This window comes from Lysinibacillus sp. NPDC093692, from assembly GCF_050280125.1.
Classification (GTDB): Bacteria; Bacillota; Bacilli; order Bacillales_A; family Planococcaceae; genus Lysinibacillus.
Genome location: NZ_JBNNUW010000003.1, coordinates 1 through 12,607, shown reverse-complemented (window position 1 = coordinate 12,607; position 12,607 = coordinate 1). Strand labels below are relative to the sequence as shown.

Genomic DNA, 12,607 nt, shown 5'->3' with positions numbered 1-12,607 from the left:
GCCACTTCGGCGCGAGTCAGCTCTTTTTAAAATACGAAGGCACTTATTTGTCAGATAATTGACAAGTAGAAGGAGGAGTTTTATGTGATTAAATATATTTTGAAAAGGCTGATGTATATACTTCTCGCGCTTTTCGTCATCGTAACGGCTACGTTTTTCCTTTTGCGTCTTGCTCCTGGTAACCCATTTGCATCTGAACGTAATTTCCCTCCTCAAATAGAGGAAAAGTTAAACGAAACGTATGGATTAAATAACCCTTGGTATATTCAGTACAAAGATTATTTAATCGATGCGGCCACTTTTGATTTCGGTGAATCTATGAAATATAAAGCGCGTTCTACTAATGATATGATTGCAGAAGGCTTCCCGGTATCTTTAACTTTAGGGATTGAAGCTATGCTGCTAGCTATTGGATTTGGTGTATTAATCGGTGTAGTGGCAGCGCTTTATCATAATAAGTTCCCAGATTATTTGGCAACGACCTTTGCGGTGCTCGGAATTTCCGTTCCATCTTTCATTTTAGCTGGACTCATGCAGTATTTCCTTGCATACAAACTCCAGTTATTCCCGATTAGTGGATGGAAAGGCTTTAGTTATAGTATATTGCCAGCCTTAGCTATTGCATTTTCGCATATGGGCTTTATCGCTAAACTGACACGTTCAAGTATGCTTGAACAAAACAATAGCGATTATGTAAAAATGGCTCGTGCAAAAGGTTTAGGCAAATGGACAGTCGTCTTCCGCCATACTTTACGCAACGCCCTTTTACCAGTTGTTACCCATTTAGGTCCATTAACAGCTGGTGTTGTTACAGGAAGCTTCATTGTAGAGCAAATTTTTGCGGTTCCTGGTTTAGGTAAGCACTTTGTACAAAGTATTACGAACCGTGACTATACAGTTGTTATGGGGACAACCGTGTTCTACGCAATCATTCTTTTATTTGCGGTATTCATCGTAGATATTTTATATAGTGTAATCGATCCGCGAATTAAGCTGAAAGGAGCGAAAAAGTAATGACACAACAACAAATCGAAAAAGATAAGTTTAAAATCGTTGGCGGAAATCATGAAGCAACTGATAAATTAGCTGATAAATCTGTCTCCTTTTGGAAAGAAGTATTTCTTCGTTTTTCCCATAATAAAATGGCGATTTTTGGCTTAATCGCTTTAATAGGTATTGTTTTAATGGCTACCTTTGTGCCAATGTTTTCACAATACCACTATAGTGAGCAATTAGGTTCGTATAATGCTCCACCATCGGCAGAATTTTGGTTTGGTACAGATGATTTAGGTCGAGACATTTTCGTTCGAGTATGGGCTGGCGCTCGTATTTCTTTACTCATCGGTTTTGCTGCTGCCATTATTGATTTGATTATTGGCGTATTATGGGGAAGTATTTCTGGTTTAGCAGGCGGTCGTGTTGATAATATAATGATGCGTATTGCAGATGTTCTAACAGCTATACCTTATCTTTTAGTTGTTATTGTACTTTTAGTAGTATTAAAACCAGGTATTGTACCAATGATTATCGCATTATCTATTACAGGTTGGATTCAAATGGCTCGTATTGTTCGCGGTGAAGTTTTAGCTATTAAGAACCAAGAATACGTACTTGCTGCACGTACTTTAGGTGCACGCACAGGGCATTTAATTTTAAAACATTTAGTGCCAAATGCACTTGGTGTAATTTTAGTAACAATGACATTAACAGTACCATCCGCTATTTTTACAGAGTCTTTCCTTAGTTATTTAGGGCTTGGAGTTCCTGCTCCACTTGCATCTTGGGGAACAATGGCTTCTGAAGGTAATGGTGCAATTGCAAATGCTCCTTGGCGTTTAATATTCCCTGCATTGTTCATTTCACTAACAATCTTTGCGTTTAACGCAGTTGGTGACGGCTTACGTGATGCATTAGATCCAAAACTACGTAAATAAGGAGGTGGCCGAAAATGAGTCAAACAATTTTAGAAGTAAAAGATTTAAAAATAAACTTTAAAACGTACGCAGGACTTGTTCATGCTGTTCGTGGTGTAAACTTTGACTTAAAAGAAGGTGAAACACTAGCTATCGTTGGTGAATCCGGTTCTGGTAAGAGTGTTACGAGTAACGCATTGATGAAACTAATTCCACAGCCACCTGGTATTTATGAGTCAGGACAAATTTTATTTAACGGTCGTGATTTGGTTCCTTTAAGTGATAAAGAAATGTCAAAAGTACGCGGAAATGAAATTGCAATGATTTTCCAAGATCCAATGACAAGCTTAAACCCGACGATGAAGGTCGGACGTCAAATAACTGAAGTTATTTTACAACATAAAAAAGTATCAAGAGCTGAGGCTAAAAAACGTGCAATCGAACTTTTAACGCAGGTAGGTATCCCCTTCCCTGAAAAACGTTATAACCAATACCCGCATGAATTTTCAGGCGGTATGCGTCAACGTGTTGTTATTGCCATCGCACTTGCAGCTGATCCAAAGCTTCTAATTGCCGATGAACCAACAACAGCGTTAGACGTTACAATTCAAGCGCAAATTTTAGAGCTAATGAAAGAAATCCAAAAAAATTCGAAAACATCTATCATTTTCATTACTCACGATTTAGGCGTCGTTGCAAACATTGCCGACCGAGTTGCAGTTATGTATGCAGGTCAAATCGTCGAATATGGTACTGTTAATGATATTTTCTATAATCCTAAGCATCCATATACATGGGGGCTGCTTGGTTCAATGCCAGACTTAGATAACGATACTGATGAGCTACTACGCACGATTCCTGGTTCACCACCAGATCTTACTAACCCTCCAAAGGGCGATGCGTTTGCCGCTCGTAACGAATTTGCAATGGCTATTGACTATGAGCAAGAACCACCGATGTTCCAAGTAAGTGAAACACACTTTGCAAAAACTTGGTTGATGCATCCTGACGCACCAAAAATCCCGCTTCCTGATGCGGTTGCTAAACGTATTGAAGGATATTTAGCAAAGGAGGCACATTCAGATGACTAAATCAGGCACAAAAAAAATTCTTGAAATTAAAAATTTAAAGCAGCATTTTGGTTCAGCAGGTAACCCTATTAAAGCTGTCGATGGTATTAGCTTCGATGTATACGAAGGTGAGACACTTGGTCTTGTTGGAGAATCCGGCTGTGGTAAATCGACAACTGGTCGTTCCATTATCCGCCTGTACGACATTACAGATGGTGAAATTATTTTCGATGGTGAAAGCGTCCAAGGGAAAAAATCTAAAAATGATTTAAAGAAATTTAATCGTGAAATGCAAATGATTTTCCAAGATCCATACGCTTCATTAAATCCGCGTATGACAGCTGGAGAAATTATTAGTGAAGGCTTTACGATTCACGGTCTCTACAAAGATAAAAAAGAGCGTCGTGAAAAAGTTAATCAGCTGTTAGAGGCTGTTGGCTTAAACAAAGAGCACGCAAACCGTTATGCACACGAATTCTCTGGCGGCCAACGTCAACGTATTGGAATTGCTCGTGCGCTTAGCTTAGATCCTAAGTTTATTATCGCCGATGAACCGATATCAGCACTTGACGTATCGATCCAAGCACAAGTTGTTAACTTATTAAAGCAACTACAAAAAGAACGTGGCCTAACATATCTTTTCATTGCCCATGACTTATCGATGGTTAAGTATATCAGCGACCGTATCGCTGTTATGTACCGTGGTAAAATTATGGAAATCGGTAAAGCAGATGATATTTACAATCACCCTGTTCATCCGTATACAAAATCATTATTATCAGCAATTCCACTTCCTGATCCATTGTCAGAAAAACGCCGTCAACGTATTCCGTACAAGCATACGGAAGTTGATGATAGCGCATCTTACCACGAAGTAGGCGAGCAGCATTACGTTTATGGTACTGCCGATCTTGTGAAAACTTGGATTGCTAGTCGATAATAACCTTAACTCCTATCAACAGTAAGCACACTGTGATGGGAGTTTTTTTATCGCCTCGATACCTTAAAACTTTGTTCTTACTAGTGTGTTATAAAGCCTTTAGCGCATTGTAAATATACACATACTTTTAAATCTATTATGCAAGTATCTGCTTCTGCATTCCCAGTTCCATGTCATAGTCCAAAAGCCATGTGTTATACGCCCCTAAATCCACTTTTTCTATCTTTGTAGTTCGAGACTTGTAACTTATAGATACGTATATGTTATGTGTTCATTTTTTATTTTACCTATTGGAATTTTCCAACGGGTGTTTTTTAAATTATTTAACTAAATTGATAACTATTCAGTTATGAAAAACAGTCTTTCTCATATACGAAGAAAGACTGTTTTTTCAGTAATTTGCTTATTTTAACGGAGCATCTGCTATTAGTTCAATAGTTTGAAGTTCTGTTGTATTTGCGTAATCAATATTGTAGTTTTTCACGCGTTTGTTGACTGGAACCATCTCCGTACGGAAGTACATTGGCATTGTCGTTGCTGTTTCGCTCATATATTCTTGCCATTTACGGAATGCTTTTGCACGGAAATCCGGATTCATTGCTTCTGAAGAATCAATATCTTCTAGCATTCTTGTTAAATCAGCAGAAACGTAACGACTCAAGTTAAACTCTGCACCCTCACTATATAAACCTGCTGGAGATGGGTTCGTACCTGTTTTCCATGCAGCCATAAACATATCGATTTCAGGATCATCAGCCTGTACTTTATCATAGAAGCTGTTGAATTCAATTAAACGACCAGTAGTTAATTCTACATTTAACCCAACTTCTTTCCAGTTTTGACGATAGTATTCAGCAATCGCTTCATCTGTGTCTGAACCAGACATTGCTGCTAAACGAATCGTGAATTTTTTCCCGTCTTTATCTTCACGGATTCCGTCACCATCTTTATCTTTATACCCTGCTTTATCTAGTAATTCTTTAGCCTTTTCAGGATCATAATGATAGCCTTCTAACGTACCATCATAGTAAGACGCAAACACTGGTGGAATTAATGAGTTTGCTCGTACACGTAGACCTTGATAGAATTTTTCTGTAACAGATTCAATATCCATCGCGTAGCCAACCGCTTGACGTAAATTTACATCATTCATTTTTGACTTCGCATCAAAAATATTCTTACTACTTGCTTTATCATATTTCCCTACTTTAAACCCGATATAAGAGTATGACAACTCTGGACGGCTTACAATAGCAATATTTGATAAATCCTTTATATTGTCAAATTGATTTGTTGGGTAATGATCTGCAATATCATATTTCCCAGTTTTCATAGCTTCACCAATTGAACTTGAAGGAACAACTTCAATTACCACTTTATCTAACTTTGGCTTGCCTTTAAAGTAATATTCATTCGCTACAAGTTGAACAGACTCTCCATTTACAATTTTATCAATTTTAAAAGCACCAAGTGTAACAGGATTTTTTCGAACTGCATCTGAAGCAATTAGGGCATCTTTAACAGGGATTGACTCTAGCTGATGCTTCGGTGCTGCATAACCCCATAACCCATCTCCAACTGAATAAATAGCTGGCGATACTTTCTTGAACGTAATTTCAATTGATTTTTCGTCGATTTTTTTAATACCAGAAATCGTCTTTTCTTTCCCATCATGATATTCTTCTGCACCAACAATATTTTTGAAGTCGTCATTATAGCGTACTCCATCATAATCAGGATGACCAATAATTTCGTACGGGAAAATTAAGTCTTCAGCTGTCAAAGATTTACCATCAGACCACTTAACGTCGCCTTGAATAGTAATCTTCGCCTTCTTATTGTCCTTATCAATTTCTAATTTTGCAATACCTGTATCTTTTACTTGGAAATCTCCATCCAATTCAAAAATTTCATTTTTTGCATAATCCATGATTGAACTATCGTAAGCATCATCAGATAATTCTGGAATAAAAACTCCTTTAAAAGGAGAGTCCGTTACAAGCGCTACTTTTAACGTACCACCTTTAATAGGGTCGCCTTCATTTGTTACTTCCATTGGAAATGCAGCCGTATCTTCTTTATTAGGTTCTGTTTGTGTCGATTTGTCTTTACTGCCATTATCCGTTTTAGTTGCCTCTTTACCATCGTTATTGCAGGCTGCTAAAACAAACATCACTGCAAAGATAACGGATAGTAATAACCAATTTTTTTTCATAATACATCCTCCCCTTTATCCAATTCTTTGTTTTGCGTCAGCTGCACGACGAAGTGCTTGACCGACGTAATTTATACCAAGCATCAAGATTAGAATTAATATTGATGCGGGCAACCATACCCACCATTTTTCTGATAAAACGATTGGATTTCTCGCATAGTTTACAAGAGTACCCAAACTTGGAGTCGATGGCGGCAAACCAAACCCTAAGAAGGACAATCCTGTTTCGATCCCAACGTTACCAGCAAAGTTCAACGTTAATTCAACGATTAAAATAGAACTTAAATTTGGTAAAATACCTTTAAACATAATAGCGAAATTACTTGTCCCCATTGTTTTAGAGGCATTTACATAATCTCTCCGCCCCTCCGATAATGCTTTACTTCGGACTAAACGTGCAGTACTCATCCATTGAAATAAACTTATAATCAAAATCAACTCTAACACACCATATTTTGGAATTATAGTGACAAAAACAATGATCACCATTAGATTAGGTAATGTCATAAAGAATTCAGTAATTCGCATAAACAGATTATCAATAAATCCACCGTAATAACCCATGATAATACCAAGACCTATTCCTGCAACACTAGTAATGATCGTAATTGCAAGTGCTATTAAAATAGAATTTTTTGCACCTATTACTAGCTGCCCCAGCATATCACGACCTGCTTCATCTGTTCCTAGTGTATAACCATTCACACCAGGTTCAGTGTAGCGCTCTAACAGTTTAATCTTTAAAATTTCTTCTTGATTTAAAAACATGGCAGCGACTAAAAATCCAATGATTAGAAAAGTTATCCCGAAAAAGGATATCATTGCTAATTTATCTTTTTTAAACTCTCGTAAAACGACTTGTATCCCCGTCGGTGGAGAGTTATCAAATTTGACTATTTCATTATTGTGTTGTTCCATTTGAATTCACCTCTCCTTACACATTATTTTAGTAGTTAGTCTATGCGGATACGTGGATCAACAATGCTCATAATAATATCAGACAGTAGACTACCTAATAATGTTAAGAAGCCATACAGCATAACTAGTGCCGTAATAACACTATAATCTCGACTCATGATCGAATTAATAAACAACTGACCCATTCCTGGGAAACCAAAAATTGTTTCAATGAAAATAGAGCCACCTAATAAACCTGTTATTGTAAACCCTAAAAAAGCTGCGATTGGTAGTAAGGAATTACGGAAAATATGTTTAGTGTAGACTTTTCGCATTGGGATACCTTTGCTTCGAGCTGTTTTCACATAATCCTGTGTTTTTGCATCAATTATTTCTGAGCGTAAATATTGAATAATGGCTGTTGTACCTAAAATAGCATACGTAATAGCAGGTAAAAGTAAATGATAGATTTTACTCCAATAATAAGCCATCGTACCCGGTTCAAGTCCTACATCCACAGTTCCGCTAGTCGGGAACCACATGAGTCTATAACCAAAAATAAATACGAAAATGAGTGATAATACGAATGTTGGTATTGCATAACTTATAAAACTATATAGGGTGATAGATTTATCTAAAAATGATTCTTGGTAGCGACCTGCCAACACCCCTAATGGAATCGCAATCAAATATACAATAATTGCACTGAGTAATGAAAGCCAGAATGTATTTAATCCGCGCTCACCAATAAGTGTGGACACTGCAATTTTATATGTATAGCTTTGTCCGAAATCACCTTGAAAAGCGTTTGTGATCCAGTGGTAATATTGAACATACCAAGGGTCATAGAAACCTGCTTGTTGACGAAGCTCCTCAAGCCTTGAAGGGTCTGTCTCTGGTGTAATAAGCCCCGTAAATGGATCTCCAGGCATCTGTTTTGCCAATATGAAGATAAAAAGACTTAATACAAACATCTGAGGAATCATCAGTAACACACGTCTAACAATTGTTTTCCACATCTTATATACCCCCCCGTTCAATGTCAGACATCGCCACTTTATGCGTATCCGAAATAGATTTTAATGGGTATACTTTGCCATGCTCGTCATAATATTTATGCTGTTCCTGTTGATAATTGGCCTCGACATTTTGACGTATTATTTTACGCTCTAAACGTGTTTCGGGCTCAATATTAGGAATAGCTGATAACAGGCGCTTTGTATAAATATGTTGTGGACTCGTGTATATATCCTTTCGAGTGCCTGTTTCCACAAAGCGTCCTTTGTACATGATAGCTATGTGATCACACATATGCTTCACGACACCTAGGTCATGCGAAATAAATAAATAACTAAGTCCAAATTCATTCTGAATGTCTTTCATAAAATTCAGTACTTGAGCTTGTACAGATAAATCTAGTGCAGATACTGGTTCATCAGCAATAATCATTTTCGGATTACAAGCAACCGCACGGGCGATCCCAAGACGTTGCTTTTGACCACCTGAAAATTCATGTGGATACTTTAACAATACATCTTCAGACATTCCTACTATCGCTAATAACTCTTTTATGCGCTTACGTTCCTCTTGATCACTAAGCCTCATAAAATTTCGAATAGGCTCTGCTAAAATGTCTAATACGCGCTTTCGAGGATTCATACTCGAATGAGAATCTTGGAAAATCATTTGAATATCTTTGTTATAAGCTGAATTACGATTTCTACGCTTGTTTGTAACATTCTCACCTTCATAAAAAATTTGACCCGACGTGATTCTTTCTAGACCTATAATGGCCTTACCTGTTGTCGATTTTCCAGAACCTGATTCTCCTACTAAGCCGTATGTTTTCCCTTTTTCAAATTCCATTGTGACACCATCAACCGCATAGACCTTATCGACTACTGTATTAAAAAAGCCCCCTCGAATTGGGTAATGAACATTTAAATCACTAATTTGCATAAAGCTCATACAGTCCCGCCTCCTTCTCCACCCTCTAATTGAAAGTGTTTCCAGCAGGTACATCTAACAAAATGTCCTGGTGCAATTTCATGTAATTGTGGTTTTCTTTCGTGTGCAGATGCATCAATCCACGGTATTCGAGCTGAAAATCGGCAACCTTCCCGTGGTAAATTCACCAGCGATGGCACCATGCCTTGAATAACTTCAAGTCTTTCGTTTTCAGTATGTGTTTGTGGAATAGAATTCAATAACGAACGAGTATAAGGATGTTTAGCGTTCGTAAATAATTCTTGAACAGGTGCTTCTTCTACTACTTCACCTGCATACATTACTGCAACTCGATCAGCCATTTCTGCCACGACGCCTAAATCATGCGTAATTATGATAATACCTGTTTCGGTTTCTGACTGTAATGCTTTTAGTAAATCAAGTATTTGAGCTTGAATCGTTACATCTAATGCTGTTGTTGGTTCATCGGCAATTAAAATAGATGGTTTACACGACAATGCGATGGCAATCATGACACGCTGCCTCATCCCTCCGGACAATTGATGAGGGAATTGCCTTGCTACACGCTCTGGTTTAGCAATGCCTACTTGATTCAATAATTCTATTACTCTCTCCTCACGCTGTTGCTTTGAGAGTTTTGTATGATACATTAGCCCCTCTGCAATTTGTTCTCCAATCCGCATTAATGGATTAAGGGCTGAAAGAGGATCTTGAAAAATAAAACCAATATCATTACCACGTAAACTATTAAATTGTTCGTCATTCAGATTCGTTAGATTTTGATTATTATAAAGGATCTCACCATTAACTTTTGTATTAACAGGATTGTATAAGCCTACAACGGTAGTAGCTAATGTACTTTTACCACAACCCGATTCCCCAACGATTGCTAACACTTCATTCTTTTTAAGCGAAAGTGAGACATCATCTACAGCAGCGTGATAAGTTTCTTTAATACGGAAACTTGTAGTGAGATTTCTAATTGTTAATAGGTCATTTGCTGTATTCAAACAATCTCCCCTCCTATATTTAATATTCTGAAAAATGACTATGCTCCGCTTTAAAATTTATTTTAGAATTATATTTTATTGAAAGACTTATTTACACCTCCGATAATATTTATTAACATCTTTACTATTTTTACATCTTCATACAATTAAAACCATGTTTGAATTGTCTGAAAATTAACTGTGATATTATTTTATCTGGAAATAATACATTAAATCAAGCATATTTTTCGGAATATTGTAAAGATAAAAACAAATCGACTCCATACATCTTTACAAAACATTTTTATAAACTTAACCTTTTCTTTACTTAATTGTTTGCTCCTTTTTCATCTTTCTATCTAACCTCTTCTATTTTTACTATTTAAATATAATTTTTTTAAATTAATTATGTTCCCTTTATTACTAAAATACCATTTAAATACCTAGATTATATTGATATAACAGGTAATAATTATAAATTTTTATTTAAATTGAATTTCTACCTATTTGTTTTTCACGAATAGTTTTCTCGTTTAAAGTGTTAAAAGTTTGACACTAATTTCAATATACTGAAAAAGTAATTTTTTTTATTTCTTTTTACCTAACCATTTACGTACATCTTGATTATATTCTTCCCCAAAAAATAATTAATTTTTTAAATAGTATATGCAAAAGTAAAGGTAATATATTCTAAAAACTTCAAATTAAAGACTATTAAAATAGATTAATTATAATTTATATAGGAGTATTTAACGGGAAATATTAATAAATACTTAATTTAGCTAGGTTGATTTTGAGAAATACGACTCTATACATTGGCGCAGAAATGTCTATATTGTAAAAAAAAAGAAAACATTTTATCATAAAGCTATTAAAGTACAACTTTCTCTTATTATATGTAAGAAAGAATAGGTGAGATGTATACATATGAAAAATCGCGTTGTCCAATTGCTATTTGTATTTACAATAGCAGCAATTATGCCCATATTTTTAAATAAGTCCGTTATTCCCTTATCTACCTTAATTGGTTTACTATGGCCTATCACACTTATTGGGATTGCCTTCATTATTTTTATTGAAAATCGTTCCCCGCAAAGTACATTGGCTTGGTTTTTAGTATTAACCATTCTCCCTGTTATCGGTTTACTGCTGTACTTACTATTCGGAAGAAGTCGCTGGAGAAGAAAGAAACATTTATCTCGTTCAGAAGAAAAAAGAAAGTTATTCCGTGAACTTTTAGCAGGAAGAAGTTTTAATTTAGAATCCTCTTGCCCTTTAAATGAACGATCCACCTATTTAGCACAAGTTATCCAAAAATTTGGTGGCGGTCCTCTTGCTAATGGTACAGCAACAAAACTCTTAACAAACGGAGATGAAACATTTACTGAAATCCTACAAGCAATTGAAAATGCTACACATCATATTCATATTCAATACTATATTTATCGATCAGATGAAATCGGCACTTCAATTCGAGATACCTTAATAAAAAAAGCAAAATCTGGTGTGATCGTACGCTTTCTTTACGATGGACTTGGAAGTAGTAAATTACGTAGGAGTTTCTTACAACCAATGAAAGACGCAGGAATTGAAGTAGTCGAGTTTGATTCTATTCTTTCACCTTGGCTATTAGAAACCGTCAATTATCGTAACCACCGTAAAATTGTTATTGTAGATGGGGCAATTGGGTTTACAGGTGGACTCAATGTCGGGGATGAATATCTTGGTCGTTCGAAGAAGTTTCCTATTTGGCGTGATAGCCATTTAAAAATTGAAGGAAAAGCATTATATAAACTACAGTCCATTTTTCTAGAAGATTTTCTCTATGCCACTAGTAATTTAAATACTGAGTCTTGGAATCAATTTATGGATAACTCATACTTTCCAAGTCAAGGAACTCATCAGGCAGAAGGTGCCGTACAAATCGTTGCAAGTGGACCTAGCTCAGAAGATACGAGTATTCGGAATGCTTTATTGAAAATTATGGGCTCTGCAAAAAAATCCATTTGGATTGCTACTCCATACTTTATTCCTGATCAGGAAACATTAACATTATTACGTTTGAGTGCACTTTCTGGAGTAGATGTCCGTATTTTATATCCTGGGAAAGGCGATAGTATCATTAGTGATCAAGCATCCCAATCATACTTTACACCACTTTTAAAAGCAGGTGTCTCCATTTACCGCGTTAAAGATGCTTTTATGCATGCTAAGATTGTACTTGTTGATGATGAAGTTGCAACAATTGGCACAGCAAATATGGATATTCGTAGTTTTGAGCTAAATTATGAACTCATTGCAGTCTTATATGAATCTAACACGGTTCTAGATATTAAAAATGATTTTGAACAAGATTTTAAAGACTCCATAGAAACTACATGGGCAACATTTCAAAAGCGAAGTATTCAAAAACGCATGCTCGAATCTCTTATGCGACTCATTTCTCCGCTACTGTAAATGATTAAATAAAGTGTAGTTCTTGGTCAAAACGAGGGGTTGATTTCCGTTCCGGCTGGGCGCTTTGTTGCTGTCGCTTCGCTTTCGCACAGTTAAAACATTTGTTGCTGTCGCTTCGCTTTCGCACAGTTAAAACATTTGTTGCTGTCGCTTCGCTT

At 36.2% G+C, this 12,607-nt stretch carries 10 protein-coding genes; 5 read left to right on the top strand and 5 right to left on the bottom strand.

Annotated features, from left to right (window positions below; genetic code table 11):
• Positions 1-84 precede the first annotated feature (84 nt).
• Genes ACQKN4_RS04405 through ACQKN4_RS04390 form a run of 4 tightly spaced genes read left to right on the top strand, consistent with a single transcriptional unit; the run spans position 85 to position 3,923 of the window.
• A complete protein-coding gene (locus ACQKN4_RS04405; protein ID WP_079560401.1) occupies positions 85-1,014 on the top strand; it encodes an ABC transporter permease in 930 nt (309 codons plus the stop codon).
• Positions 1,014-1,934 (top strand): ABC transporter permease, encoded by a 921-nt coding sequence (locus ACQKN4_RS04400; protein ID WP_079560400.1) that lies wholly within the window; start codon positions 1,014-1,016, stop codon positions 1,932-1,934. The genes ACQKN4_RS04405 and ACQKN4_RS04400 overlap by 1 nt, the downstream gene beginning before the upstream one ends.
• Positions 1,935-1,948: 14 nt before the next feature.
• A complete protein-coding gene (locus ACQKN4_RS04395; RefSeq protein WP_427482520.1) occupies positions 1,949-3,004 on the top strand; it encodes an ABC transporter ATP-binding protein in 1,056 nt (351 codons plus the stop codon).
• A complete protein-coding gene (locus tag ACQKN4_RS04390; protein ID WP_079560398.1) occupies positions 2,997-3,923 on the top strand; it encodes an ABC transporter ATP-binding protein in 927 nt (308 codons plus the stop codon). Before ACQKN4_RS04395 ends, ACQKN4_RS04390 begins: the two co-directional genes overlap by 8 nt.
• Before the next feature lie 403 nt (positions 3,924-4,326).
• On the opposite strand, the gene ACQKN4_RS04385 is transcribed toward ACQKN4_RS04390, so the two are convergent.
• The 5 genes from ACQKN4_RS04385 to ACQKN4_RS04365 are packed head-to-tail and all read right to left on the bottom strand — an operon-like array spanning position 4,327 to position 10,013.
• Positions 4,327-6,141 carry an oligopeptide ABC transporter substrate-binding protein gene (locus ACQKN4_RS04385; protein WP_427482759.1) on the bottom strand — a complete coding sequence of 605 codons (1,815 nt, stop codon included), beginning with the start codon at positions 6,139-6,141 and terminating at the stop codon, positions 4,327-4,329.
• A gap of 12 nt (positions 6,142-6,153) precedes the next feature.
• Positions 6,154-7,056 (bottom strand): ABC transporter permease, encoded by a 903-nt coding sequence (locus ACQKN4_RS04380; RefSeq protein WP_427482518.1) that lies wholly within the window; start codon positions 7,054-7,056, stop codon positions 6,154-6,156.
• A gap of 35 nt (positions 7,057-7,091) precedes the next feature.
• Positions 7,092-8,054 carry an oligopeptide ABC transporter permease gene (opp4B, locus tag ACQKN4_RS04375; protein ID WP_427482517.1) on the bottom strand — a complete coding sequence of 321 codons (963 nt, stop codon included), beginning with the start codon at positions 8,052-8,054 and terminating at the stop codon, positions 7,092-7,094.
• A gap of 1 nt (position 8,055) precedes the next feature.
• Complete coding sequence (locus ACQKN4_RS04370; protein ID WP_427482515.1) at positions 8,056-9,003, bottom strand: ATP-binding cassette domain-containing protein; 948 nt, start codon at positions 9,001-9,003, stop codon at positions 8,056-8,058.
• Positions 9,000-10,013, bottom strand: a complete 1,014-nt coding sequence (locus tag ACQKN4_RS04365; protein ID WP_427482514.1) for an ABC transporter ATP-binding protein — start codon at positions 10,011-10,013, stop codon at positions 9,000-9,002. Before ACQKN4_RS04365 ends, ACQKN4_RS04370 begins: the two co-directional genes overlap by 4 nt.
• A 906-nt stretch (positions 10,014-10,919) precedes the next feature.
• Here ACQKN4_RS04365 and ACQKN4_RS04360 point away from each other — a divergent pair.
• Positions 10,920-12,449 (top strand): cardiolipin synthase, encoded by a 1,530-nt coding sequence (locus ACQKN4_RS04360; protein WP_427482513.1) that lies wholly within the window; start codon positions 10,920-10,922, stop codon positions 12,447-12,449.
• Positions 12,450-12,607 lie beyond the last annotated feature (158 nt).